Genomic DNA, 26,302 nt, shown 5'->3' with positions numbered 1-26,302 from the left:
CTCCATTGTGTACCCGAATATTGGATAATTATGTGTGAAAACTTTAATCTTTTATGCACGTGTATAGTGACGTCATCCAACGTAGTGAAAAAGTGTATGTAAATCAGTTAGGAAGTGGGAACACGAAATGAATAAAAATGATATTGCAGATATCCGTAAACGATTTAAATTAGATACCGATCTTTTGACGATCACTGACATTTACCATGTCTATATTAGGCAGGAAAGTAGTGAGATTTACCATGAAGAAAGTCAGGCATTTGCTTTGCTTGACCGCGAGCAACAGGAACTGTTCATGACCAATTTTAAAAAGGTGCTTGGCGGTAAACTAGGTGTGAAGTTGTTTGAAGTGAAGTTTGAACGTCAGGATGAAGAGAGTCATGAAGATCACGCACAAAAACTATTGTATGAAGGATTGCAGGCGGAAGAAGCTGAAGAATGGAAAGAAGAGATGCAACATCTAGCACTAAAGATGGTGAAAGATGTCCAATATGAAAAAGATCTGGTCGTGACGTTTATTCGTGGTAACTACTTTAAGAAGACCAAGCGTAACAGTGAAGAATCTGAAATTGATATGCGAGATGAAGTGTTTACCACACCGTTTATCTTGTGCAGTATGAATCATACAGACTTGCCGAAGCGCTCCATTATATTTGACTTTCAAGAGCGTGAATTCAAATCGAATACGATGCTCGATCCAATCATTAATCTTGCTTCACCAATAGGTGGCTTTTTATTCCCTTGCTTTACAGACAATTCAGCTGATGTCAATCATGTACTATATGCCGCGGGTAAAGCGAATAAACCCGATTATACGTTCATAGAGAATGTCCTGAATGGCGAAGAAGTGGTTACCGCTGCCGATGATAAAGCCGTTTTCGAGGAAATTGTAAAACAAGTAGTCGGTGGTGAAGTAGATACGGAAACACTAGGAAATGTATATGAAGCAATCTATCGATTAACTGTAGCGGATGAAGAAGAGGAAGAACCGGAAGAACCACCAGCAATTGATGCGAAGCAAGTAGAACGTGTGTTGAAAATGAGTGGTGTCGACTACGTCAATACAGAAGCAGTAGAAACGGCTTTTCAGACTGTAGTGGATGACACCTCTTATGAAATGAAAGCAACTCACATCGTACCAAGCTATACGTCGAAATCGATTAAAATCGAAACCAAAGTAGCAAACATTTCAATCAGTCCACAAGACTTGAAATATGTGAAACAAGTGAACTATGATGGCAAGCAATGTATTTTAATTGAGGTAGAAGAGGATACAATCATTGAAGGATTCAAAGTGATTTCGGAAGACTTATTGACATGAAACCAACCATTAATCTAATAAAAGTCATAAAATGGTTCAAAATTCCGACATATTCCTAGCTTTATCCTGACAAATAAACAAGTCCCTTTAAACCTCGTTATATTTGATGTATAATAGAACAGATAGTAGTAGATGTATGGTTAAACTGAGACAGAATAAATGCTCCTAGTACGCGCCATGTAGGCTGTGACGCCTTATTTAGGAACATTTACGTTTCTGTAAATTTCACATATAAGGAAGGTCAAAATGAGTAATAGACAAACTAAATCAGATGTTATATTAATTGGTGCCGGAATTATGAGTGCAACGCTAGGAACGATGCTAAAAGAATTAGCGCCTGACTGGAAAATCTCGGTATTTGAGAAATTAGATAAAGCAGGGGAAGAGAGCTCGCATGAGATGAATAATGCGGGAACAGGGCACGCAGCATTGTGTGAACTGAACTATACTTCCGAAAAGTCGGACGGGACTGTAGATATCACCAAAGCGGTTAAAGTAAATGAACAGTTTCAATTATCCATGCAGTTTTGGTCACATCTAGTAGAGAAAAATTTGATTAAAGACCCTGAGCAATTTATTATGCCACTGCCACACATGAGTCTTGTACAAGGTGAAGACAATGTGACGTATTTGAAGAAACGCTTTGAGGCTATGACAGCAAATCCACTATTCGAAGGAATGGAGTTTTCCGAAGATCCGGAAAAACTAAAAGAATGGATTCCGTTGATCATGAAAGACCGTGCTGTCGATGAAGCAATTGCTGCAACGAAAATTGACACAGGTACAGACGTAAACTTTGGTGCATTGACTCGTATGTTAATCGAGCATATGCAAAAAGTGGGCGTTGATGTAAACTACGGTCATCAAGTAGAAGATATCAAACGTACAAGTGATGGCGAATGGGAATTAAAAATAAAGAATAACAAAGATGGCAAGCTTGAATTCCATAAAACTAAATTTGTTTTCATTGGTGGCGGAGGCGGAAGTCTTCCATTGCTACAGAAAACAGGTATTCCTGAAAGTAAGCATATCGGTGGATTCCCGATCAGTGGTGTCTTCATGGTCTGTAAAAATCCAGACGTAATTGCAAAACATCACGCGAAAGTATACGGAAAAGCAAAAGTTGGTGCACCACCAATGTCTGTCCCACACTTGGATACTCGCTATATTGATGGAGAAAAGTCCTTACTATTCGGACCGTTCGCGGGCTTCTCACCGAAGTTCTTGAAAGAAGGATCCATGATGGACCTTATTGGTTCCGTGAAACCAAATAACCTTACGACAATGCTTGCATGTGGTGCAAAAAATCTGTCGTTGACTAAATACTTGGTAGAACAAGTAGTACAAACAAAAGAACAACGTATCAATGAACTGCGCGAGTTTATTCCTGACGCGAAAAGCGAAGATTGGGATCTATGGACTGCAGGTCAACGCGTGCAAGTCATCAAAGATACTCCAGATGGCAAAGGTACGCTTCAATTTGGTACAGAGCTTGTAACGGATCAGGATGGTTCCATTGCAGCATTGCTTGGAGCTTCTCCAGGAGCATCAACTGCAGTAGCAGTTATGCTGGATCTGATTAACAAGTGCTTCCCGGAACAAGTAAGCGATTGGGAGCCAAAGTTGAAAGAAATGATTCCTTCATACGGAAAAGCATTAGCAGAGCATCCTGAATTATTGAAGGACATGCATGCTTCTACTTCCAAGATATTGAAGCTAACAGAAAATGAGCTGGAGAAAGAAACCGTTCATAGTTAATAGTGAAGATAGTGAAAAGCTCTACTGCGATGTATTTCGCAGTAGAGCTTTTTCGTTTATAGAAATTATGTTGTTACTACAGCATGGTATTCATCCCAATACCTCTTCAGCTTATTCTTACCTTGACCGATTTCAGGATGAAATTGAATGTAAGCATTCTCTCTCGTATGCTCGGTATCCCGTATCGAGGAAATTAAGTCATTTTCCAGTATGCCGTTCTCCAAGTCGTTGGAAATAGAGAGACCAGCAGTTTGTCCTTGGCTCATAGCAACTTTAGCTCCTTCAATACCCGTGATGTTCCCGGCTACATAAAGCCCGGGAAGGGTGGATTCCATGCGTTCGTTATGCAACGGGACATATCCGCCAAGTTCTTCTATGTGATAGAAAGGACAGCCAGCGACTGCCGCCAATTCCGCTAATGGATACAATCCACCGGCAATGCACACGAAATCTGCTCTAATGACCTCTTCAGTTCCAGGGATTACTTCGCCAGCTACATTAATCGTAGAAATTTTCACGCCTTCGACCTGTCCGTCACCAATGATTTCTGTGACTGCTTTTCGTAACATGATCGGTATATCCCACATTTTTACACCGTTCTTTGGAAAGAATGTAATGCCAAGTTGTTTGAAGAAGTCATTTTTCATCAGCTTACTACCCATTTTAATAAATGCAGAAGGCGCCATATGTGAAACATGCAGAAGTGAGTTCATCACTTCCAATGGCTGACCGAATCTTTCATTAACGGTATTGGATTCGGGCAATGTAATACAAGCGATATCAATATCTGCCATTTTTAGTTCCATTGCAATTGCCGATGATAAAACATTCACTCCGATAATGACCCCACGTTCCCCGGGCTTGACACGATGAACATTCGCCATGACTTGTGCAGCACCGACCGACATGACGCCTGGAAGTGTCCAACCCTTGATGGGAAGTGGATTCTCTGCTGCGCCTGTCGCTAGCAGTAAATGAGTAGTTTCATGAATGTCTACATCTGTATGAACACTCCAAATTCCGTCCTGGAACTCGATGTTAGAGACGGGTGTGTGAAGATTGATATTTACACCCAGTTCCTTAGCTCGTTGATGCAGTTTATTGGATTCTACGATACCGTTCCACCAATTGCCGTTAGGTTCCTCGTATAGTTGGCCAAGTAATCGTCCACCGGGTTTCATGTATTCGTCGATAACCAATACACTGTGACCGCGTGACGCGATTGTGATGGCCGCAGTTAATCCGGCTGGTCCCGCGCCGATGATGATAGTTTTATTTTCCATGATTGGCCCTCCAATCACGCACATCAGTCAGTAGCTTACCACCGCTTGAAACTTTCATCCCTTGTGTAATAGGCGTTAGACAAGCTCGTTGGCCTTGTACGCCATCCACGGTTACTCGGCATTCAAAGCAGTGACCAATATTGCAGTAAATCCCTCTAGGGGAACCGCTTTCTTCGTGATGGCGCAACGTTCTAATCCCGTTGGCTAGCAGGGCAGCGGCAATAGATTCGTCTTGAAGCGCTTTGTATTCTATATCATTGAATGTAAATGTGATGCTTTGTGATTCGTCTAAAGTTCCGAGTACCGGGTGGTTGAGGATACGCTGACTCATTCAAACACCTCCCCTAATTTTCCAAAACTTACGGGTCTGATTGGTGGTTGATATTTTAAGGTGATTTGGGATTCATCCCGTTCTGTACTTTCTAGTGCTATGCTGTCTACGGCGTTGCGGCAAGTTCTTCCTCCGCAATAGCCCATGCCTGCGCGCGTGCGTAATTTAAGTTCTCTCGGTGTGCATTGAAATCTTTTTGCCGTTTCTTTTAAATCGGAGTAAGTAACTTCTTCGCATCTACAAATAATTATATCTTTTTCGGACATATATGTTCACTCCTTGCTAGTTTACTGCTTAACTAATATGCAAGAATCATGCCAATGAAAGAAGCTCTTAGAAAGGTATGTCTAATTTGTGCATTTTATTGTATAGAGTGGCACGGGTGATTTCTAGATTTTTTGCACACTGTAGTTTATTACCGTTTGCCTTTTCCAACTCCTGCACAATCAACTTGCGTTCAAAGTTCTGCATCTGTTCCGTAAGTGGTGCGCTTTCTGCTTGAACAGGTTTTGTCATATGGATTGAAGGTAGCGAGTTGGTATTTTCAATGACTTCAGAAGGGAGGTCATGAACATTGACGAGACCTTTGTCAGAGAATACGACTAGGCGCTCAATAGCATTGCGGAGTTCCCGAATATTTCCCGGCCAATTATGTTGTAAAAGAGCTTGCATGACTACTTGCGAAATACTATTGATCTGCCGGTTGTACTTAATGGAGAATTCATAAAGGAAGTAATGTGTCAATTCTATGATATCCTCTGCCCTTTCGCGTAATGCAGGGATTTTCACGTTGACAACATTCAGTCGATAATACAAGTCTTCCCTGAAAGAACCTTCGCTTACAAGCTCCCTTAAGTCACGATTGGTTGCGGCAACAATGCGGAAGTCTGCCTCAATCTCTTTTGTACCGCCCACTGAATAGTATCTCCGCTCTTGAAGGACCCGTAGGAATTTCACCTGCATATCGAGCGGCATTTCTCCTACTTCATCTAATAGAAGAGTACCGCCCCTGGCTAATTCGATCTTTCCCTTTTTCCCTCGCTGGTCAGCGCCTGAAAATGCTCCCTTTTCATAACCAAATATTTCACTTTCAAATAGGCTCTCGGGAATTGCCCCGCAGTTTATAGCGACGAATGGTGCGTTCTGCGATTCTCTTAGATTATGGATAGCTTTTGCGAACAGTTCCTTCCCCACACCGCTCTCTCCGTATAGCAATATGCTGGCATCCGTAGTAGCCGCCTTTTTGGTCATATCAATTGTCTGCTTTAGCTTATCGCTGTTTCCTTTTATATAATCGAAAGGACTGTGGCTGGATGCGCTTTTCCGCATCTCTTCCTCAAGCAGGAACAGTTTTTCGGAAGTCGCGTACAACTCTTCATTCATCCGAATCTGGCTCGTTATATCGGTTTCTGATACGACAGCACCGATGATACGATCCCTATGATAAATAGGGTTGGAGTTGATTAGCACTACGAGATCCTTGCGTGCATGATGCTGCGAATGACGCACTGAAGAACCATTTTGTAGTGTATGTAGTATCTCTAGGTGCTTCGTATCAAAAAAGTCTGTAATGGGTTTACCTATTACGTCTTGTTCTTTGAGAGAGAATAAAGACTCCGCTCCTTTGGTCCAGTACAATACATTGGCGTCTTGATCAATTACGGTACAAGATTCGTCGATAGTCTGAAGGACGGTCTGCAAATACGCCAACGTCTTTTCATGTTGTTCTATTAACTTATCAATAAATTGTTCAGCTTTTATATATCCTGTGATTTCACCGTACGTGTCACGACATACTAAGAATTCACCATGGGAAAGTTTCACGGATACTTCGCTGATTGGAATATCTATAGATAAGATTGGTGTGTTTGCGTAGCGGAGTTGATTTTTGTGCAAACGTACATGCCAGTAGTCTTGTGCTTGTTTAATAAACAGCTGTGTAGATGGAAAGCTTATCAAATGTTTTTCAATAGTTTCTTCATTTGTATGTCCGTTCATGATAAGAAAGTCTTTTTTCATAATGTCTGTAATAAAGTCCTGAATATATTTCAACATTTTGGTCACTCCAGTGTCAGTTTTTTTTACAGTGTATAAAATACTTTACGCGACTTGTCTGACAATTCAATAGTTACAGCGAACCGCCTTCTAAAAGTATAGTAGTTATAGAAGATTCCGTAAATAGAGAGCGCTACCATTCCATAAGGTTTCTATCGGTAATGAACTGTCACGTAATTGTTGAATTATAAATTTGGCATGGTTCTTGCATTATATAATAGTGAATAGGCAATCGAGAGGAGGAATCCTGTGAAGGGAATACAACATAGCGATATCGTTGTGATTGGTGGGGGAATTATGGGAGCCGCCATTGCGTACTACGGTTCTAAAGCGGGCTTAGAAATTACGGTGCTTGAAAAGAATGAACTGGCGAGTGGTACTTCCTCAAAATGTGATGGAAACATACTGGCGATTGATAAAGATCCCGGTTTCGACAGTCAAATGTCTTTAAAGAGTCAGGAACTGGTTCATCAATTAGATAAAGACTTGGAGCTTTCATTTGAATATCGAAATCCAGGAAGTATTTTAGTTTGTGAGAATGATGCAGAGATGGAAGCCGCAAATCAATGGGTATCAAAGCAAGTAGAAGCGGGCTTGAGCTTCAAGATGCTGGACCGTCAAGATTTACGAAATGAATCAAAGTATTTTGCAGATGACTTATACGGCGGATTGGAATGTAAGACGGATTCTACCGTTAATCCCTATATGATGACATTTTCCATGTTTCACAGTGCTGAAAAGCAAGGGGCAATCATTCATAAAAACACGGAAGTAACGAGTATGTCACGCAATGTTTCAGGTGAGTTTTTAATAGAGACGACTAGAGGGCAATTTACTGCCAAGCGTGTAGTGAATGCGGCGGGTGTCTGGGCACCGGTGATTGGTCATATGCTAGATTTGTCTATACCCATTGTACCTAGAAAAGGGCAACTAATTGTCGCATCTAGACAACAGCCTGTCGGATTACGAAAAGTCATGGAGTTCGGTTACTTAATCTCAAAGTTTGGTGGTGAACGTTCTGTAGATCCATTGACGGAAAAGTATGGCGTGGCATTGGTCTTTGAACCAACGGAAGCACAGAACTTTTTAATTGGTAGCAGTCGTGAATTTGTTGGATTCAATACAAAAGTAGATTATAAAGTGATTCGGCAAATCGCCAAACGTGCATTGCGCTTCTATCCTCAGATGGCCGATATGACTGTCATTCGCACGTATGCAGGCTTACGTCCGTGGACAGAAGATCATTTGCCGATTATCTCGAGAGTCGATCATATCCCTGGTTATTATATTGCGGCGGGTCATGAAGGTGATGGAATCAGCCTAGCAGCAGTTACAGGTAAGTTAATAGAAGAAATGTTGAACGATAAGGAAACTTGCATACCTATTGAACAGTTAAGTCTCGATCGTTTTCGACAGGGGGTTGTGCATGCATGAAGTATCAACGAGTATTTACGACACTAGATACGCACACCGGGGGTAATCCAACCCGTACGTTAATTAGTGGCATGCCTCCACTACAGGGCAATACGATGTCTGAAAAAATGCTTTACATGCAGAAAGAGTATGACTGGATACGAAGGTTCCTAATGAATGAACCGCGTGGACATGGTGTTATGTCGGGAGCAATTATGACGGATCCCTGTCATCCCGATGCAGATGTGGGTGTCATTTATATTGAAACGGGAGGCTATTTGCCGATGTGCGGGCATGACACGATTGGTTTTTGCACTGCACTGATTGAAACCGGCATGATAGAAGTGAGAGAGCCTTACACAATGATCAAAGTAGATACACCGGCTGGTTTAGTGGATGTTACGGTAAAAGTGGAAAAAGGTGTGGCGAAGGAAGTTACGTTCGTCAATGTCCCTTCTTTCTTATTGAAAACAGTAGAGTTGGATGTAGAGGATGTGGGTCATGTCGTTTGTGAAATTGCTTACGGCGGTAACTTCTATGGCATTGTTGATGCCCGGAAGCTAGATCTTCAGCTGACGGAAGAAAATGGAGCATCGCTCATTAGTAAAGGAATCAAGATTCGTAACGCAATCAATGCAACAGAGGAAATTATTCATCCCGAGTTTCCTTTCATTAATGGGTTGACACATATCGAATTTTATACTGATCCCACTCATCCAGAAGCGGATTTAAAAAATACGGTCATCGTACCACCTGGCGGCATCGACCGTTCACCATGCGGCACGGGAACGTCTGCAAAACTTGCGACATTGCATAGTAAAAATGAGTTAAAAGTTCATGAACGTTTTGTCTATGAAAGTATCGTCGGAACACTCTTTACAGCGCGTATTCTAGAAGAGGTAACGGTAGGTGGTGTTGCCGGAGTCATTCCTGAGGTAACCGGTTCTGCATGGATCATGGGCATGCACCGCTTTTACTACAACGAAAAAGATCCTTTGCGGGAAGGGTACCTTCTCATTCCGCCAATGGATCATTGAAGGTGGGAAAACAGAATGATTCTACAAAAGATGTTCCGTACGATGGACACACAGGTATTTGGAGAGGCGTACCGTATCATTGTGCATTCACCTTTTTACTTTGAAGGCCTGGATACGCAGAGTAATCAAAAGAAGTTAGAAAGTCACTTTAATGCCGAAAAGAATTTACTGTTAAATGAACCCCGCGGACACCGTGGAATGAACGGTTGTATCGTAGGTCCTTCAGCCAAAGCAGATTATCAGTTGTTGTTTCTTCATCATCAGAAAGCAATCGGTTTTAAATACGAATCACTTCTTGCCACTACGGCGGCACTGCTTGAAATAGGACATTTGCAACAGAAGGATGATGGACAATATACTGTGGAAACCGTTTATGGTGTATGGCATGTAAAAGTGGCGGTAGAGCAACAGGAAGTAATCGATGTGAAGATGGAAGTAGCAGAAGGAAAAATGCTGGTGAGTGATTCCGAAGCTTCTTGCGTGGAGCTATCAAGTGGTCACAGGTTCTATGTGTATCCGTTGCCCATTACTATTGAATCTCTTCAATTGGGACAACTGTCAGAGATTATGGAGTGGGGAGCAATACAGGTAAAAGAGCTGAAGTCACAACAGAAAGCTTTTGATGGCATTATCTTGCAGGAGCAACTTGGAGATTATGAGTATCGATCAGTTACGTTTGAACAGGACGGCTATATCCTACGCTCGCCAGGTATAGAAAGTACCATCGCTTTAGCAGTAAAAGAGCAGCGCACTATAAATACATTAAGCAATCAGAGTATTTTCGAAAGCAAAATTGAGATTCAATCTGTGCCAGGCGACAGGGAAATTTTCTCGGTGAAGGGCGTGCCTTACATAACAGGTTCGCATGAATTCATTCTTGACCCTGAAGACCCATTACCAAAAGGATTTATCTTAGCTTAAAAGCCACGTCTAGTAAAACCACAGGGGGTTTTAAAATGGAGAAGAGATTACCCAGCTTGGCCGAAGTATTGTTTGTGCTAATCGGATTTGGAGCAATTATGGTGACATTTATTGTCGTATTCGGCATTTCCATTCATCTGGCGCTCTTGACGACTTGGTTCCTGATTATAGGCTTAGGATTAAAGATTGGTTATAGCTATAAGCAAATGCAAGATGGTTTATTGAGTGGTGTCAATGACGGTCTGGAAGCTATCATCGTTCTGACTTCGGTGGGTGCGTTAATTGGTACCTGGATTGCGGGCGGTATTGTTCCTTCGATTATCTATTACGGATTGTCAGTCATTAACCCAAGTATTTTCTTATTGGCTGCTTTCATTATTTGTACGGTAACATCGATTGCTACAGGGACTTCATTCGGATCTGCAGGTACTGCCGGTATTGCCATGATGGCAATAGGTGCAAGTTTCGGATTCCCATTACCACTCGTTGCAGGTGCAGTTATTTCGGGTTGCTATGTAGGGGATAAAATGTCACCGCTTTCTGACACAACGGTTATGACCGCCTCACTGTCAAAGGTTGATCTCATCGATCATATTAAATCGATGTTCACAGTCGCACTGCCAGCGTGGATTCTTTCAGCTGTCTTGTTCCTAGTTGTTGGACTCTTCTACAAAGGGAGCGGAGATCTATCAGCGGCATTGAACACAATGGGTTCATTAGAAGAGTATTTCAATATTAGTTGGTATATGTTGATCCCGGCAGCAGTAGTCATTTTGTTGTTAATATTCAAAATGCCTTCAATTCCTGTCATTTTGTTTGGTGCATTTTTAGGAACGATCTGGGCATTTTTGTTCCAGGGTGCGACGTTCCTCGAGGCATTCAATATTATGTATGCAGGTAACACGATTGAATCAGGCGTACCATTTATCGATAATTTATTAAATCGTGGTGGGATTGTCTTTATGTTAGATGTAATTGCATTGATTATTTTTGCTTTAGGTGTAGGTGGATTGATGGAGCGAATTGGTGTATTGCGTGCAGTAGGAAATTATCTTGGTAAATGGGCAAACAATCCTGGTAAAGCAACGGTAACGACATTGTTGGCAGGTCTTCTTGGTAACGCATTCGGTGGAGCATATGTTTCTTTGATTACGGCTACTAAAATTACTGGAGATAACTATGATAAATTGCATATGGATCGCCGGGTGCTGTCGAGAAACTCAGAAGCCGGTGGAACAGTCACTACGGCTATGGTTCCCTGGTCGGATGGCGGTGTATTTATGGCCGCAGCACTCGGAGTATCCACAATGAGTTATCTGCCATTCTTATGGTTTAACTTTTTAGTCCTCATCATCTCGCTTATTTACGGGTTTACAGGTAAATTTATTTGGCGGACCCAGCCTGGCGAGCAAACGCAAGAGCTTGAAGGTGAAACAAGTAGCGTAAGCAGTATAAGTGAAATAGGAAATGTAACTAACTAAAACACTAATTGGAGGAATTTAAAATGACAGAAGTAAAAGGTATCTTTCCAGTATTGGTAACACCGATGTTAAATCAGAAAGAGATTGATTGGGACGGGTTCCGTAACAATATTGAGCATTTTATCGGAGAAGGCGTTAATGGAATTGCGATTAATGGAAGTACAGGAGAATTCGTAAGTTTAACGAAAGAAGAGCGTTTCAAAGCAGTAGAAGTAGCAGTGGAACAAGTCAATGGTCGCGTTCCGTTGATCGTGGGCACAGCAGCAGAAACAACGGCGGATGCAATTGAATACACACAACAGGCAGAAAAAGCAGGTGCACATACAGCACTATTAATTAACTCTTATTACGCTCATCCAAAAGAAGACGAAATCTACGAGCATTTCAAAGCGGTAGCTGAATCCGTTAAAATACCGGTTATGATTTATAACAACCCGTTCACGTCTGGCGTAGACATCAGCACAGAAACGATTCTGCGTGTGGGTCGCGACGTGGAAAATATTACACACATCAAAGAGTCTAGCGGTGGAATCGGTAAAGCGCGCGATATTGCGCGTCAAGGTGAAGGATTCCTAAAAGTATTCTGCGGTTCAGAAGACTTGGCGATTGAATCATTCTTGGTTGGCGCAACAGGATGGATTTCCGTTTCAGGAAACATCGTACCGGGTCATGTTATGAAATTGTACAATGCATTACAGGATGGAAAAATGGATGAAGCGTGGAAGTTATATGATGAATTACTGCCTCTGTGTGAGTTCCTTGAAGGTTCGGGTAAATATGTACAAATCACAAAACGTGCAATGGAGCTTAAAGGCTGTGCAGGAGGACCTTGCCGTCTGCCGCGTCTGCCATTAAACGAAGAAGAAGATCAAAAGCTAAAAGATTTGATGGATGGACTTGGCGTACTGAAGAAAGAATTGGAGGTAGCGACGAATGCTGAAAGTAAATTATGAACTAAAACCTAAAGTACAGGAATTTTTACACAATACAAAAGGTCTTTATATTAATGGAAAGTATGTAGAGGCGAAGAGCGGGAAAATATTTGACGTAATCGATCCTGCAACGGAAGAAATCATTGCCAAAGTAAGTGAAGCACAGCCAGAAGATGTCGATGTTGCGGTGGAAGCTGCTCGTAAAGCATTCGATGAAGGTGAATGGACAAAGATGGACGCGGCAACCCGTTCACACTTGATCTACAAGTTTGCAGATTTACTTGACGAGAACCGCGAAGAACTGGCACAGCTTGAAGCGTTAGACAACGGGAAACCATACGAAGTGGCATTGGCTGACGATATAGACGGTACTGTACAGCATTTCCGTTACTATGCAGGCTGGGCAACTAAGATCACTGGACAAACTGTTCAAGTATCTCCTGATTACCTCAACTATATCGTGCATGAGCCGGTTGGCGTGGTAGGGCAAGTAATTCCTTGGAACTTCCCTCTAGCGATGGCAGCGTGGAAGCTTGGATCTGCACTCTCAGTAGGTTGTACAGTAGTCATCAAACCGGCAAGTGAAACACCATTATCGTTACTTTATGCGGCTCGCCTGTTTAAAGAAGCCGGTTTCCCCGACGGTGTTGTTAACGTATTGCCAGGCGCTGGAAGTGTAGCAGGTAATGCTTTAATCACACATGAAAAGGTAGACAAGGTGGCATTTACAGGATCTACTGCAGTAGGGAAACAAGTAATGAAATCTGCTGCAGATCAGATGAAAGGTATTACCCTTGAGCTGGGTGGAAAATCACCTTCTATCGTATTGGAAGATGCGGATGTAGAAGAAGCTATCGAAGGCGTATTTGCAGGAACTATGTATAACCATGGTCAAAACTGTAGTGCGTGTACTCGTGCGTATATCCATCGTAGCCTGTATGATCAATTCGTTGAAGCATTAGCTGACAAAGCGAAAGCGTTGAAAGTTGGACCTGGAATGGACCTATCTACCGAAATGGGCCCGCTCGTATCTGCTAAGCAACAGAAAACGGTCTTAGAGTATATCCAAAAAGGGAAAGAAGAAGGCGCACGTCTAGTAGCTGGAGGCGGGAAAGCGCATGAAAGAGGTTTCTTCGTACAACCAACAGTGTTTGCGGATGTAGAAGATCATATGACAATCGCTCGTGAGGAGATCTTTGGGCCTGTTTTATCACTATTCGTCTTTGATACAATAGAAGAAGTAATCCAGCGTGCGAATGATAGTGAATATGGCTTGGCGGCAAGTGTTTGGACAGAGAATGTCAAAAAAGCACATTATATTGCAAGTAAGTTGCAGTCTGGTACTGTATGGATTAATGACTTCGGTCTTGAGTGGGAGACTATGCCATTCGGTGGTTATAAGCAATCGGGCATTGGCCGCGAAATGGGCGGAGAATATGGCTTAGCGAATTACACGGAAGTGAAAAGTGTATTTGTAAATATGAAGCAGTAATAGAAATAACCTGTCGGGGAGAAAAATCTCTCGGACAGGTTATTTTTTGTCATGAACTACTGTTTCCATACTCATGCATGTAAATAGTCTATGACACTAAACGATTAATCAAGTGGACTTTGGGGAATTTTGAATTAATGGCAGCGTGTGAGATACCATGGATTTCAACTGTATATTTACTTGAACATTGAAACCTTTTTTAACATGGCACAGACAGGAACGGCAATGGCGATTCCCACTGCACATTGGACCAAATCACCAGGAATGGAAGCAAGCGGGATGATCAAACTGTGATATAGAATACTCTCTCCGATATAATAGCCAGCAATAGTGAATGGTATGGAAGCTAGCATGGCGAGTAGATTGAACTTGAAGCTCGTTCCTTTACGACCGTTTGACCAAGCGATTTTACCTACGATATAACCTTGCAAGCCGCGTGTTAGGATAGTAATAGGTGCCCATAGAGCCCACCCGCTAACCAAGTCGAACAAGCCCATTCCGACAGCTCCAGCAATCATACCTTTCTTCGGTCCGAATAAAATGGAGACAATGAACAACATGGAGGTTCCAAGGTGAATTAGTCCGCCGTTTCCAAGAGGTAGTTTAATATTAAGTAAAAGAGTAGCGACGAATACGAGTGATGCAAGCATGGATGTCAGTATTAGATCAAACGTCTTCGTTCGTTGTGCCGGATAGCTATGTGTTTTTTGCATGGCCTAAACCTTCCTCACCTAAAAAGTAGTAAATTTAGAATAAAGGAAATCTGATACTTTAAAAAGAGTCAATTTATAATAAATTTAAGTGGTCAGGGCAAAGACTTTTCACATAATTTTAAAAAACACTGGCTCTTTAGTTGTGGAATTTTTTATTGGATATATCTTCTCGAACTATATGTTATTTGACAATAGAAGTGGGGAGATAAAGAAAATGATAAAAGTACACGTAATTGGTGCAGGCAGGACAAGGTTAGACAACACCAATTAACTCTGACGCGCAGAGGGTTTAATAGAGTTTTCTAAAGGGGATTTATGGTCGGAAGCATGGTTGATGTCATAACTTGAATCAATTGTTCCCTAGCAAAGTATATCGGTTGACGTGTGCAACGTTTTAATTATCCCCGATTGGACAGGCTGTTAAAAACATCACGATAAGTTTTTGTAGTAGTATGTAAGTATTGGGTATTGTATGATAACACGACCTGATGGCATGATTATTTGACGCAAAGGAAGAGGCAATTGCCTACTCCTTTGCGCTTTTTTATTTGCGTAGCTTTTTTTACTGCAACGAGTACAATAGTCAAAACTATGAGCGCCAAACAGATTAAGATAGATAAGATAATAGAAGGATACTCTCCATTAAATCCACTTTCTGAAGTGTGCTTAGAATATATCCCGTAATATGCCCAAATCAATACAAGTGCGTAGGCTATATCCTGGCGTCGAATCGTTGTAAGAATTCCGATAGCAGCTCCGAAGAATAAAATGATAATTGTCCATGTGGCGTCAGATAAACCCAATCCGTCCCACTCAATAGAAACGAGAAAAGCGGTAATGTTTGCAATCGTAGCGATAGTAATCCATCCGAAATAGATGCTGAACGGGAGCTTTATGAAGAACGCTTCTCTTCTAGTCAGTGAAGCATTAAATGTGAGGGTATTGATTCTTATTAATGTCAGCAACATGAGTAACATGACTATAACGGAAAGTAACAGATATTCATAATGCCATAAGAAAATCCACGATGCATTCAATACAGAAGAGATACAGAACCATATGCCTACTTGACTTAGAAGTTGTGTATTTTTTTTCTTTTGGAAATAGCCTAGTTGATAGATGACATGAAATAATAACAGTAAGTAGATCAGACTCCAAATAGAAAACGTAAATCCTGCTGGCGCAAATAGATTTCCGTATTTATCCGATAGCTCACCAGTCGTTTGTCCATTTAGAGGAAGGATATTGGCCAATGCGTTAGCTGTGATCATGATTGCGTAGGTGATAACAATAGCTATGCGTAACAGCGCAGAAGGTTTCTTTTGTTTCATTTCCACACCTCCACTTTGTTTCATTATAGTGTAGTCCATAGTTAAGTATTCCTGATTTAATGCAGAGTGAAACATGGGAAGCCTTCTTCAATTTATAATGGTTGATGGTATAATGGATCCCAAATGGGTGGGTAATAAACTGGAGGTCGGAACGCATGAAGAAAAATGTGCATGTAGTGGGAGCGGTGATTGAAAACGAGAAAGGTGAAGTATTAGCCGCACTTCGTAGTCCTACGATGACACTGTCGAATTATTGGGAGTTCCCTGGAGGCAAAATTGAAAAGGGGGAAACACATCAGCAAGCCTTGCGACGTGAAATTCAAGAGGAACTCGGTTGCACCATTACTGTAGGAGAAGCAGTAGAAGACACTACATATGAGTACGAAAAAGTCATTGTTCGATTAGAAACATTCATGTCGAAGATCGTAGAAGGAAAGCCTGTGGCGACAGAACATGCGGAATTACGTTGGATTGCAAAAGATCAGTTACATACGCTGGAGTGGGCACCTGCGGATATACCGGCGATTGAAAAATTGGAAAATCAATAGCATGAAGAGAGAGGTGTCTGTGGGATGGGAGATTTTATTCGGCAGCTGGAAGCGTCTTTGCACAAGGGGTTTGTGAATAAAGAACATAAGCAGAGTGACAGTTATAAACCGGAGCTATTGGTGAATAATTCAATAAAGAATACGACGGTGCTATCCTCGATTCGGGATGAACTTCGACACTGTGACCAATTCTTATTTTCAGTGGCATTTATCACGGAAAGCGGATTGGCTACACTTAAATCTTTATTTTACGATTTACATAAACGGGGCGTAAACGGCCGAATCATTACGTCTACTTACTTATATTTCAATCAGCCAAAAGTATTTCGTGAGCTTCTAAACATTCCGAATGTAGAAGTACGTCTTACTGAAAAGGAAGGCTTTCATTCAAAGGGTTATATTTTTCAACAAGGTGATCAATATTCATTAATCGTAGGTAGTTCAAACTTAACGGCCCATGCGCTACAAGTGAATTATGAGTGGAATGTGAAACTGACGTCACATCGTGATGGGGAGATCGTCTATCATTTTAAAGATCAGTTTGAGGATGTATGGTCAGATGCCAATGTATTAACTGTAGAGTGGATTGAACAATATGAAACGGTTTATCAAGAACATGCAGATCGGACAAGCGCGGCTCAAGTATTTGAGCATCCATCGGCCTATCAAACCAATGCAATTGAACAGGCGTTAGAGATTACGCCAAATAAAATGCAACAGGCGGCTCTGGCGAATATTGAAGCGGTGCGTGCGAACGGTCAGGATAAAGGGCTGGTCATTTCGGCAACGGGTACAGGAAAGACGTATCTATCCGCTTTTGATGTTCGTAAATTTGCACCGAAACGTATGCTGTTTATTGTGCATAGAGAGCAAATCTTGATGAAAGCTATGCAAGACTTTAAGCGAGTACTCGGGGGAATCGACGAAGATTTTGGATTGTATGTCGGAGCGAATCGGCAATCGGGTAAGAAGTATGTGTTTGCGAGTATCCAAACATTGTCTAAGCCTGAAAATCTTCGGGACTTTAATCCGGAAGACTTTGATTATATTTTGATTGATGAAGTACACAAAGCGGGTGCGACGAGCTATTTACGTGTGATCAACTACTTCACACCCAAGTTTCTAATGGGGATGACCGCGACACCTGAACGAACAGACGATTTCAACATATACGAGCTCTTCGATTATAATATTGCGTATGAAATCCGTCTTCAGGAAGCACTAGAAGAAGATATGTTGTGTCCGTTCCATTATTTCGGCGTAACAGATTTTGAAATAGACGGTGAGTTAATTGGTGACCACACGGTTCTATCTAAATTGGTAACGAATGAACGTGTAGAGCATGTCATTGAAAAAATTTCCTATTATAGTCATGCAGGTGATCAAGTGAGGGGCTTGATGTTTTGTAGCCGAAAAGAAGAGGCACTTGAATTATCAAGAGAACTAAATTTGCGTGGCTATAGAACCGTAGCATTAACGGGTGATGATTCGTATGATGAGCGCATGCGCAGAGTCGTTCAGCTAGAAAAAGGAGAACTCGATTATATACTGACTGTGGATATTTTCAATGAAGGTATCGATATCCCAAGTATCAATCAGGTGGTCATGCTTAGACAAACACAGTCCAGTATCATTTTTATTCAACAACTAGGGCGAGGACTGCGTAAAGATGAAGATAAGCCATTTGTTACGGTCATTGATTTTATCGGAAACTATGCGAATAACTATTTGATTCCAATTGCGTTGTCTGGTGACCGTTCGATGAATAAAGATAATGTTCGACGAAATATGAAAGATACTAGTTATATCAAGGGTGTCTCGACAATCAATTTTGAGGAAGTTGCACAGAAGCGTATTTTCAACGCAATCAATAGCAGTAATTTAACGTCTATGAAAATCTTGAAAGATGCGTATCAGGATCTGAGGAATAAAATTGGTAAAGTGCCTTATCTATATGATTTTATCGAACAGCACTCTATCGATCCAGTCGTTATTATAAGCAAACACAATAATTACTTTGATTTTCTAATGAAAGTTAAATCTACAGAAGATCCTATTCCAACGATCACACCATATGAAAGTCAGATATTAACGATGTTCTCTCTGGAATTGATCAATGGCAAACGGATTCATGAAGTAGTGCTAGCCGAGATGTTGCTCAATAAGGGCAAAGTTCGTTTGGACGAATTCATCTACGAGCTGAAGTCTACAGGCTGTCAAGTTGATGATGATACGATCGAATCCGTCACGCGAATCTATGACTTATCGTTTTTCACACTAAATGCCCAAAAGAAATACGGAAATCAAGCGATTATTACGATGGATCATAACCAAGTGTTCACATTTAACGAAAAAATCCAACAGAGTATTGAACAGGATTCGTACGTAGTATCTCTAATTGCAGACGTGTTGCGCAGTGCGAAGGAAAAGTCGAGAGTATACGATTGCGCTCACAAGTTAACGCTGCATGCCAAATACTCACGTAAAGATGTATGTAAATTATTGAATTGGCAGGCGGACGAAAGCTCGACGATGTATGGTTATAAAACGAAACATGGAACTTGTCCTATATTCGTAACGTATCATAAGCATGGAGAAGTAGAAGCAAGTGTGGATTACGGTGATGAATTCATCAATCCTGAGTTATTCAAATGGTATACACGCAGTAACCGAACGTTGCGATCGAATGAAGTACAAACTATTATTCAGGCTAAGGAAAAGGATATAGATATTCATCTATTCGTGAAGAAAGATGACGACGAGGGAACAGACTTCTATTATTTGGGTAAAGGCCTACCTGACCAGCAAAGTGTTGCGGAAGACTATATGATAGACGGTAAAGGAAAGCGTTTGCCAGTAGTCCATATGAACATGGTAATGGAACATCCAGTAGAAAATAAACTCTATGATTATTTGATAGAAGCCTAAAAATCCCCGCGAGATTAAAATATCTCGCGGGGCTCATTTTCATTATTCACATTCACAACGATACGTCTCAGAACAAGGAGGACACGTAGGACACTTTTTATGACGACGTTCTTCTTTCGATGGGTGATTTGATTTCTTTTTCCTGCAAGTACAGGTTTTTTTACATGTACACTTGCCGTGACATCTGCAATTCTTCTTGCACTCACATTTACGTTTTGGTTTATGTTCCTTGCATATGCAGTTATTTTTGCAACCACATTTGCGCTCCACTACTTCGAAAGAACGCATCATATCATGATCTTCGTGCTCTAAAATATGACAATGATACATATAGCGACCGGTGAATGGAGCAAAACGCATAATGACTCGTGTCACAAATCCAGGCGGAGATTGAACGACGTCTTTCCAGCCTCGTTCATTAACGTCAGGTTGTACAGGAGGACCCGTGAAACTAAGTAAGCCATTCGCCGTGAAGCCTTGGGCGTCAAAGGGAATACGGTCGAGAATCTGGAATTGAATCAAGTGGATGTGTATAGGATGCGTTGCGCCCGCCGTATTGATGATGCGCCAGATCTCTGTATCATTCAGTTTAGGCTTGAAATCGATTCGTTCCATGAAACCTTTATTATTAAACAAGAACTTTAAACGACCATATTCATCGATGTCTGCATCCAATGTAATGTCACGTGTTTGGGCGGCGTCACATTCCCGTAGTTTAGGTATGTTGCTGAGTATAGCGGGAACTTTGCTTGTATCTGGCCCTGTTAATTCAACCACTCTAAACTGCATAATCTGTCCATCGGTTTCAGGGTCAGGGAGAGTGCCTATTGGCGGTGGGAAATCAAATGGTGTGGCTGCAGTATTCTCTAATACGACCGTATCGTCGGGTGCCAGTTTAGAAAAATCAATAATTACATCCATCCGTTCAGCGGGTGCAATCGTTAACGCATCCATATATACAGGCGTTTCCAATAACCCACCATCTGAGCCGATTTGTATAATTTTTTGTCCGTTTGATAAGTTCATTTTGTAAAAGCGTTCATTTGAGGCGTTCAATATGCGGAATCGGTACTTTCTTGGCTCTACTTCTAGGTAGGGCCAGACCTTACCGTTAACTGTGATGTTTTCAAACGCTTCACCAGGTGTGACGGATGGATGCGGGAATGTCAATCCAGGCTGTACAGGTCCTGGTCTTACAGTAGTTGTGTCTGAATAGAAAAGGGAGCCGTCTTCGTTAAAGCCGCGATCAGCGATAATTAATGGAATTTCATACGCCCCGGAAGGAAGTTTTAGTTTGCGTTCTTCTTCATCGCGAATAATATACATGCCAACGAGACCCGCATAGACATTTAAACGGGTAATGCCGACTGCGTGATCATGGTACCAAAGTGTAGCGGCACGCTGATTATTATTATATTTATAAACGGTAGAGTCAAATACTGGACCCACTGTATGATAGTTATTCGTAAACCATGCTTCAGGATGTCCGTCACTTTCGGGCTCTACTTCCGCTCCGTGTAAATGCACCACTGTACGAACATCTGGCATATGTTCGCTTGAACCGTGGAGTGTTCTATCAATCGGTAGGAAATGTTTATCGGGTAGTTCGTTCTTCCACTTGATATGTGCACACTCGCCGCTGTTTACATTTACTAAAGGACCGGGGAATTGCCCCTCATATCCCCAAATCTTTGTTGGGGTCAGCTCTGAATGAAATTCGTGGAAGAACTCCTTCATCCCAATTTCATAGTACGAGAAGCATTTATGCCTCTCGAGTGGAGTTAGATATTGTGGAATAGGTAGTGGATCAATAAACGGTGTTAATTTCAATACATCGCTTCCTTCCAAGTGAATTTACTATCGAAACTAGTAGATGCATAGAAGGGATCACTTATGCCTATAAACTACGGATAGGCTATTCACCGCTTACAATATGATGTAAAATAGCAAAAGTGCTTTTAGCTCATCAAGATAGGGAGGTTTTATAAATGAAGACCCGTTCACCGAGAAAAAAGCTACTGATTGAATATGTTTGGATTATGATCGGATCCATGTTAGTCGGTTTGGCTTTCAATATATTTTTCTTACCAGCAAGACTCGCAGCAGGGGGGGTGTCTGGAATTAGTACCATTCTGTATGAGATGTATGGATTTGAACCCGCCTTTGTGCAGTGGCTTATTAATATCCCGATATTTTTTATAGGTCTTGTGCTTCTAGGTAAGGATTTTAGTCTAAAAACATTAGTGGGAACATTTTTTGTACCGCTAACCATTTGGCTGACTGCCGATATTCCTTCAACGATTGATAATCCTTTATTGTCAGCAATCTATGGGGGAATTATGTTAGGAGTAGGGCTTGGCATAGTCTACCGGGGAAATGGATCAACTGGAGGACTTGCGACAGTGGCTCAGGTTGTTAAGAAGTACACGGGTCTGTCTAGTGGGTATGCGCAATTATTCGTGGATGGATTGGTTGTGATTGCGTCCGCTATCGTATTCAATCTGGAGTTGGCATTATTTGCGATGATGGCGATTTTTGTGACGAGTAAGGTGATTGACTTTGTACAGTTACAAACATCTCAATCTAAACTAGTATTGATTATTACGGATCATGAAGAACATATCCAGACGATTATCAAGGAGAAGATTGATCGTGGATTGACTAAAGTTCGTTCGGTAGGTGGCTTTTCCAATCAGGAAAAGACCATGATCCTATGTGTGGTTGAGCAATCGGAAGCAATTTACTTGAAGAAGATCTTAAGAGAGGAAGAACCTCAGGCATTTGTCGTCTTTCTAAATGCTTCGGAAATTCTCGGTAGAGGATTTTCACTCTCAAAAGTATCATAAAAAAGCTATCCTCGACACCAAGTGATGTCTAGGATAGCTTTTTTATGATCATACTGGCAAGTAGTTTGCTCTGCCACACCTCCAAATAGGATGGTTGATCAATAGTACGGGCTGTTTGGAGGGATGTCAGTGATTCGATTGCTTTGGCTGACCTCTAACCGAAATGATACAATACATGCATCTGATATAGAAAGTAAATTAAGTAAAATAGTGAACGAAAATCAAAATTGATTCATACTAGAGTAGCATATGGAAAGGAAGAAGAACAGATGAAACGTAACCCGAACATCGGCTGGAATGTTGAATGCAGTTACCGTGAATTACCGGAAACATTTTACACAGTAGTGGAACCAAATACCGTCAGCTCACCGCAACTGGTTCTGACTAATGATGAACTGGCGTTATCGCTGGGACTCGATGAAAAACAATTGCATTCGGAAAAAGCGATCGCTGTTTTTTCTGGAAATGAAAAACTAGAAGGAATAGAACCAATTGCTCAGGCCTACGCGGGTCATCAATTTGGTAATTTCACCATGCTAGGTGACGGGCGTGCCATGCTGTTGGGCGAGCAGTTGACGCCAGAAGGACAACGGATGGATATTCAATTGAAGGGATCAGGAAGGACACCTTATTCGCGCGGTGGGGACGGACGTGCGGCCCTCGGACCCATGTTACGTGAGTATTTGATTAGCGAAGCGATGCATGGTCTGAATATCCCCACAACACGCAGTTTAGCCGTCACGGTAACGGGGGAGCCTGTTTTACGTGAAACGGCTTTGACAGGTGCCGTGTTGACAAGAGTTGCTTCGAGTCACTTACGTGTCGGTACATTCCAATATGCGGCAGCCAGACAAGTAGTCGAAGATTTACGTGCTCTTGCAGATTACACAATTCAACGCCATTATCCTGAAGTGGAATCAGAGCCACAACCATATGTAGCATTACTTGAAAACGTCATAAAGCGTCAGGCATCTTTGATCGCGAACTGGCAGCTTACCGGCTTTATTCATGGTGTGATGAATACGGACAATATGACAATTAGCGGCGAGACGATTGACTATGGACCGTGTGCGTTTATGGATAGCTATGACCCGCAAACCGTCTTTAGTTCAATTGACGTGCGAGGACGCTACTCTTATCGCAATCAACCCGGTATAGCAGAGTGGAATCTGACTCGTTTTGCCGAAACACTGTTGCCATTGCTTCACGAAGAACAAGCGGAAGCAGTGAAGCTGGCGGAGAATGAACTTTCCAATTTCGCCATGATTTACGGCTCGGCATGGTTAACGGGTATGAGGTCTAAATTAGGTTTGTTCAATAAAGAGGAAGCCGATGAAACATTGGTAAAAGATTTGCTGACTATCATGAAAGAATATCAAGCTGACTATACAAATACGTTCCGTTCGTTGACGCTTGGACAGCAAGAAGAATGGTTCGACGAGCCCGATTTTCTTGAGTGGAAAAAGCGTTGGGTTGATAGACTGCAACGTCAGTCAGAAGACGCGCAAGCAGTAGAGTTATTGATGAAGCAACATAATCCATCGGTCATTCCGAGGAACCATAGGGTAGAAGAGGCGTTACAGGCAGCTGAAACTGGAGATATGCATCCGTTTATGAAGCTACTTGAAGTTCTAGAAAACCCTTATGCATATACGGTCGAACAAGAAGAATACGTGAATCCGCCTGAAGACGGAACTACTTTTCAAACGTATTGCGGAACTTAAAAAGAGATGCCCTATTGAAAGTGACTACACTTCAATGGGGCATCTCTTTTGCATGGAAGTGAGGTCAAAATCCATTAAATGACGATTTTTAATTGCAAAGGCTATTTGATAAATAAATTACCCATGATCAAAATCTGTTTTACGCACGATTCGTATCGATAACAGAATAGATAACCATGTCAGTAGGGCGCTGACTAGTAGAACTGAGAGTGCGATTGTCCATTGATTGGTAGTTATAAGATCTGCGGTATGCAGAAAGAATTGTTGTTCTGCAACCATTCTGGGATTTTCCATGATATTTAATATGATTCTAAACGACATCATGCTCAATAACGGCAAGGCAATCGTTAAAGAAGTCGCCAGTACATGGCCCGCCTTAAATTGTAGCGGATAAAAGAGCGAAATGATGACGTAAAAACATCCAAGCGAGATGAGTACTTCAGGGATAGTCATCATCCGGGTAGGAAAAGGAGCGAACGTATCGAACAAGAAGATATAAAATAACACAGCGGCTGCTGACAAACCGAACCAGATGAAACCAGATGCATACTTCGCTAGTACGAATTGTTTTCTTGTAACCGGAAGGCTGTTTATTAAGACTGATTCTTTCTCAAATGCCTTATTACTTGTTGAAATAGCTATGAAATAAGCGACGAAGATTAGAAGTAAAACATGACGGACAGGCTGACCGTCTGTGAAAAAGTTTGTGAAAATAATGAACCATAATGCTGTAAGTAAGAGAGTACTCGCCTTTTGTGTGTATAAGTCTTTTCGGATCAAGGCATTCATTCGAATCCTCTCCTTCCGGTGTAGTACATAATATCTTCGAGTGTCGGTTTTTCAATAAGCAATGATGATAGGTACTTTAAAGGAATCTCCGCAGTATCTGCCAGACATTCAAAGCCCACGTCTGTAGTCCGTAGTCCAATCGTAGGTAATCCAGCGAGCAAAGTACGCTGATCGGTTGTACCTTTGACTAATACATAACGTTCGGTGAATTCGTCTTTCTCACCTTGAAAGATAATCTCTCCCTGATGAATGAAAACAATGAAATCCGCTATTTTCTCTAAGTCAGTCGTAATGTGCGTTGAAAAGAAGATAGCCTTTTCTTCGTCTTGTATGAGATCCTGCATCATGTCGAGCAGTTCACGTCGGACAATGGGATCCAGACCGGCCGTTGGTTCATCCATAATGATAAAGTCAGGATGGTGTGAAAGAGCCATTATAAGTGAAAATTTCATTCGCATCCCTTTTGATAAATGTTTTACTCGTTGTGCTGTATTCAACTGAAACTTTTTTAGATAGTAATAGAATAGTTCATCGTCCCACTCTGAATAAAAGGGGGCAAGAATGCGCTTGTTTTTCTCGATAGTCAGATCTTCGTAATAGAAGTCAGCATCGTAAACGAAACCGATGCGCTCCTTGATATCTACAGTGTGATTTTTATGTGACGTGCCAAACACACGTACTTCTCCTTGATCAGCACAAATTAAATCCATTAGACAGCGGATTGTTGTGGTTTTCCCAGCGCCATTTGCGCCGATAAATCCTGTAATGAATCCTTTTTTAATATCAAAGTTCAGGTTGTTCAGTGCAAATCCCTTAAACTGTTTCGTCAGATTTCGTACTTCCGCAATATTTTCCATTCTTTTCACTCCTCGTATAGCAATGTCAGCATATGGATTAACTCTTCCAATCCCACGTCAAATGCTCGCCCGTCTTGAATAACATTCAGCAGCTGGTCTTCAATTTTCTTTAACTGCTCTTCTTTCAATAGCTCGTGATTCTGCGCGGCAACAAATGATCCTTTTCCTGGGAATGTCTCAATAAGTCCATCCCGTTCCAGTTCTTCATAAGCTTTTTTCGTTGTGATGACACTGATCTGCAGATCTTTCGCCAATTTGCGTATGGAAGGTAGTGCTTCTTTCTCTTTCAGCGCCCCCAATAAAATCTGTTCTTTCAGTTGATTTTTAATTTGTACATAAATCGGTTGGTTCACCGAATTGGAGATGACAATATTCAATACATCACCACTTTTCATTTTAAATACTGTATATAAACAGTATATACAGTTGTGGTAATTAAGTCAACAATAAAAAACCTCCAGAGTAAATTCTGCAAGGTTTACGATATAGATTAGTTACTATCAACTAGTTGTAAAAGCAAGGACTATCTCAAATAATAGAGG

At 41.6% G+C, this 26,302-nt stretch carries 22 protein-coding genes; 12 read left to right on the top strand and 10 right to left on the bottom strand.

Going from position 1 to position 26,302, the window contains the following annotated elements:
* The first annotated feature begins 127 nt into the window (after window positions 1-127).
* On the top strand, window positions 128-1,321 hold the full coding sequence (locus CSV60_RS02320) for a DUF4317 domain-containing protein (RefSeq protein WP_099630382.1): 1,194 nt from the start codon (window positions 128-130) through the stop codon (window positions 1,319-1,321).
* Between the two features lie 246 nt (window positions 1,322-1,567).
* On the top strand, window positions 1,568-3,079 hold the full coding sequence (locus CSV60_RS02315; RefSeq protein WP_099635867.1) for a malate:quinone oxidoreductase: 1,512 nt from the start codon (window positions 1,568-1,570) through the stop codon (window positions 3,077-3,079).
* Window positions 3,080-3,144: 65 nt separating this feature from the next.
* On the opposite strand, the gene CSV60_RS02310 is transcribed toward CSV60_RS02315, so the two are convergent.
* From CSV60_RS02310 to CSV60_RS02295, 4 genes are all read right to left on the bottom strand, one after another.
* Window positions 3,145-4,362, bottom strand: a complete 1,218-nt coding sequence (locus tag CSV60_RS02310) for an NAD(P)/FAD-dependent oxidoreductase (protein ID WP_099635866.1) — start codon at window positions 4,360-4,362, stop codon at window positions 3,145-3,147.
* Window positions 4,352-4,693, bottom strand: coding sequence for a (2Fe-2S)-binding protein (locus tag CSV60_RS02305; protein WP_099635865.1), 342 nt, complete (start codon window positions 4,691-4,693; stop codon window positions 4,352-4,354). Before CSV60_RS02305 ends, CSV60_RS02310 begins: the two co-directional genes overlap by 11 nt.
* Window positions 4,690-4,959 (bottom strand): (2Fe-2S)-binding protein, encoded by a 270-nt coding sequence (locus tag CSV60_RS02300; protein WP_099635864.1) that lies wholly within the window; start codon window positions 4,957-4,959, stop codon window positions 4,690-4,692. Before CSV60_RS02300 ends, CSV60_RS02305 begins: the two co-directional genes overlap by 4 nt.
* A gap of 67 nt (window positions 4,960-5,026) precedes the next feature.
* Entirely contained in the window at window positions 5,027-6,748 is a 1,722-nt protein-coding gene (locus CSV60_RS02295; protein WP_233189511.1) for a sigma-54 interaction domain-containing protein, read from the bottom strand.
* A 297-nt stretch (window positions 6,749-7,045) separates the two neighbouring features.
* On the opposite strand from CSV60_RS02295, the gene CSV60_RS02290 reads away from it, so the two are divergent.
* The 6 genes from CSV60_RS02290 to CSV60_RS02265 are packed head-to-tail and all read left to right on the top strand — an operon-like array spanning window position 7,046 to window position 14,024.
* Window positions 7,046-8,182 (top strand): NAD(P)/FAD-dependent oxidoreductase, encoded by a 1,137-nt coding sequence (locus CSV60_RS02290; protein ID WP_369823565.1) that lies wholly within the window; start codon window positions 7,046-7,048, stop codon window positions 8,180-8,182.
* The gene (locus CSV60_RS02285) at window positions 8,179-9,198 is read left to right on the top strand and encodes a proline racemase family protein (protein ID WP_099635863.1); all 1,020 of its coding nucleotides are present in this window, start codon (window positions 8,179-8,181) and stop codon (window positions 9,196-9,198) included. Before CSV60_RS02290 ends, CSV60_RS02285 begins: the two co-directional genes overlap by 4 nt.
* Window positions 9,199-9,213: 15 nt before the next feature.
* Window positions 9,214-10,119, top strand: coding sequence for a proline racemase family protein (locus tag CSV60_RS02280; protein ID WP_099635862.1), 906 nt, complete (start codon window positions 9,214-9,216; stop codon window positions 10,117-10,119).
* Window positions 10,120-10,154: 35 nt separating this feature from the next.
* Complete coding sequence (gene nhaC, locus CSV60_RS02275; RefSeq protein ID WP_099635861.1) at window positions 10,155-11,600, top strand: Na+/H+ antiporter NhaC; 1,446 nt, start codon at window positions 10,155-10,157, stop codon at window positions 11,598-11,600.
* Between the two features lie 23 nt (window positions 11,601-11,623).
* Window positions 11,624-12,553, top strand: a complete 930-nt coding sequence (gene dapA / locus CSV60_RS02270; RefSeq protein ID WP_099635860.1) for a 4-hydroxy-tetrahydrodipicolinate synthase — start codon at window positions 11,624-11,626, stop codon at window positions 12,551-12,553.
* Window positions 12,534-14,024, top strand: a complete 1,491-nt coding sequence (locus CSV60_RS02265; RefSeq protein WP_099635859.1) for an aldehyde dehydrogenase family protein — start codon at window positions 12,534-12,536, stop codon at window positions 14,022-14,024. Before dapA ends, CSV60_RS02265 begins: the two co-directional genes overlap by 20 nt.
* 176 nt (window positions 14,025-14,200) lie before the next feature.
* Here the strand turns inward: CSV60_RS02265 and CSV60_RS02260 are convergent, their stop codons facing one another.
* A complete protein-coding gene (locus CSV60_RS02260) occupies window positions 14,201-14,737 on the bottom strand; it encodes an ECF transporter S component (RefSeq protein ID WP_099635858.1) in 537 nt (178 codons plus the stop codon).
* Window positions 14,738-15,234: 497 nt separating this feature from the next.
* On the bottom strand, window positions 15,235-16,068 hold the full coding sequence (locus tag CSV60_RS02255) for a TspO/MBR family protein (protein WP_099635905.1): 834 nt from the start codon (window positions 16,066-16,068) through the stop codon (window positions 15,235-15,237).
* 155 nt (window positions 16,069-16,223) lie between these two features.
* Here CSV60_RS02255 and mutT point away from each other — a divergent pair, with 155 nt between their 5' ends.
* A complete protein-coding gene (gene mutT / locus CSV60_RS02250; protein WP_099635857.1) occupies window positions 16,224-16,616 on the top strand; it encodes an 8-oxo-dGTP diphosphatase MutT in 393 nt (130 codons plus the stop codon).
* A gap of 24 nt (window positions 16,617-16,640) precedes the next feature.
* Window positions 16,641-19,544: a DEAD/DEAH box helicase gene (locus tag CSV60_RS02245; RefSeq protein ID WP_099635856.1), complete on the top strand. Its 2,904-nt coding sequence runs from the start codon at window positions 16,641-16,643 to the stop codon at window positions 19,542-19,544.
* Window positions 19,545-19,586: 42 nt separating this feature from the next.
* On the opposite strand, the gene CSV60_RS02240 is transcribed toward CSV60_RS02245, so the two are convergent.
* Entirely contained in the window at window positions 19,587-21,374 is a 1,788-nt protein-coding gene (locus CSV60_RS02240; RefSeq protein ID WP_099635855.1) for a multicopper oxidase family protein, read from the bottom strand.
* A 158-nt stretch (window positions 21,375-21,532) separates the two neighbouring features.
* Between CSV60_RS02240 and CSV60_RS02235 the strand changes: the two genes are divergently transcribed.
* Both CSV60_RS02235 and CSV60_RS02230 read left to right on the top strand, forming a co-directional pair.
* On the top strand, window positions 21,533-22,390 hold the full coding sequence (locus tag CSV60_RS02235) for a YitT family protein (RefSeq protein WP_099635854.1): 858 nt from the start codon (window positions 21,533-21,535) through the stop codon (window positions 22,388-22,390).
* A gap of 269 nt (window positions 22,391-22,659) precedes the next feature.
* Complete coding sequence (locus CSV60_RS02230) at window positions 22,660-24,114, top strand: protein adenylyltransferase SelO (protein ID WP_099635853.1); 1,455 nt, start codon at window positions 22,660-22,662, stop codon at window positions 24,112-24,114.
* A gap of 117 nt (window positions 24,115-24,231) precedes the next feature.
* On the opposite strand, the gene CSV60_RS02225 is transcribed toward CSV60_RS02230, so the two are convergent.
* From CSV60_RS02225 to CSV60_RS02215, 3 genes are read right to left on the bottom strand one after another with little or no spacing between them, the layout of a single operon-like run.
* Entirely contained in the window at window positions 24,232-24,903 is a 672-nt protein-coding gene (locus CSV60_RS02225; RefSeq protein ID WP_099635852.1) for an ABC-2 transporter permease, read from the bottom strand.
* Window positions 24,900-25,760, bottom strand: a complete 861-nt coding sequence (locus CSV60_RS02220; RefSeq protein WP_099635851.1) for an ABC transporter ATP-binding protein — start codon at window positions 25,758-25,760, stop codon at window positions 24,900-24,902. Before CSV60_RS02220 ends, CSV60_RS02225 begins: the two co-directional genes overlap by 4 nt.
* A 5-nt stretch (window positions 25,761-25,765) precedes the next feature.
* The gene (locus CSV60_RS02215) at window positions 25,766-26,137 is read right to left on the bottom strand and encodes a GntR family transcriptional regulator (RefSeq protein ID WP_099630583.1); all 372 of its coding nucleotides are present in this window, start codon (window positions 26,135-26,137) and stop codon (window positions 25,766-25,768) included.
* Window positions 26,138-26,302 lie beyond the last annotated feature (165 nt).

The sequence above is a fragment of the Sporosarcina sp. P7 genome, from assembly GCF_002743425.1.
Classification (GTDB): Bacteria; Bacillota; Bacilli; order Bacillales_A; family Planococcaceae; genus Sporosarcina.
The sequence above is the reverse complement of the archived record's forward strand: the minus strand, read 5'-3'. Positions and strand labels throughout refer to the sequence as shown.

Coding starts and splice junctions, on each gene's coding strand:
- CSV60_RS02320 (WP_099630382.1), top strand. CDS start 128: ATGAATAAAAATGATATTGCAGATATCCGTAAACGATTTAAATTAGAT.
- CSV60_RS02315 (WP_099635867.1), top strand. CDS start 1,568: ATGAGTAATAGACAAACTAAATCAGATGTTATATTAATTGGTGCCGGA.
- CSV60_RS02310 (WP_099635866.1), bottom strand. CDS start 4,362: ATGGAAAATAAAACTATCATCATCGGCGCGGGACCAGCCGGATTAACT.
- CSV60_RS02305 (WP_099635865.1), bottom strand. CDS start 4,693: ATGAGTCAGCGTATCCTCAACCACCCGGTACTCGGAACTTTAGACGAA.
- CSV60_RS02300 (WP_099635864.1), bottom strand. CDS start 4,959: ATGTCCGAAAAAGATATAATTATTTGTAGATGCGAAGAAGTTACTTAC.
- CSV60_RS02295 (WP_233189511.1), bottom strand. CDS start 6,748: ATGTTGAAATATATTCAGGACTTTATTACAGACATTATGAAAAAAGAC.
- CSV60_RS02290 (WP_369823565.1), top strand. CDS start 7,046: ATGGGAGCCGCCATTGCGTACTACGGTTCTAAAGCGGGCTTAGAAATT.
- CSV60_RS02285 (WP_099635863.1), top strand. CDS start 8,179: ATGAAGTATCAACGAGTATTTACGACACTAGATACGCACACCGGGGGT.
- CSV60_RS02280 (WP_099635862.1), top strand. CDS start 9,214: ATGATTCTACAAAAGATGTTCCGTACGATGGACACACAGGTATTTGGA.
- nhaC (WP_099635861.1), top strand. CDS start 10,155: ATGGAGAAGAGATTACCCAGCTTGGCCGAAGTATTGTTTGTGCTAATC.
- dapA (WP_099635860.1), top strand. CDS start 11,624: ATGACAGAAGTAAAAGGTATCTTTCCAGTATTGGTAACACCGATGTTA.
- CSV60_RS02265 (WP_099635859.1), top strand. CDS start 12,534: ATGCTGAAAGTAAATTATGAACTAAAACCTAAAGTACAGGAATTTTTA.
- CSV60_RS02260 (WP_099635858.1), bottom strand. CDS start 14,737: ATGCAAAAAACACATAGCTATCCGGCACAACGAACGAAGACGTTTGAT.
- CSV60_RS02255 (WP_099635905.1), bottom strand. CDS start 16,068: ATGAAACAAAAGAAACCTTCTGCGCTGTTACGCATAGCTATTGTTATC.
- mutT (WP_099635857.1), top strand. CDS start 16,224: ATGAAGAAAAATGTGCATGTAGTGGGAGCGGTGATTGAAAACGAGAAA.
- CSV60_RS02245 (WP_099635856.1), top strand. CDS start 16,641: ATGGGAGATTTTATTCGGCAGCTGGAAGCGTCTTTGCACAAGGGGTTT.
- CSV60_RS02235 (WP_099635854.1), top strand. CDS start 21,533: ATGAAGACCCGTTCACCGAGAAAAAAGCTACTGATTGAATATGTTTGG.
- CSV60_RS02230 (WP_099635853.1), top strand. CDS start 22,660: ATGAAACGTAACCCGAACATCGGCTGGAATGTTGAATGCAGTTACCGT.
- CSV60_RS02225 (WP_099635852.1), bottom strand. CDS start 24,903: ATGAATGCCTTGATCCGAAAAGACTTATACACACAAAAGGCGAGTACT.
- CSV60_RS02220 (WP_099635851.1), bottom strand. CDS start 25,760: ATGGAAAATATTGCGGAAGTACGAAATCTGACGAAACAGTTTAAGGGA.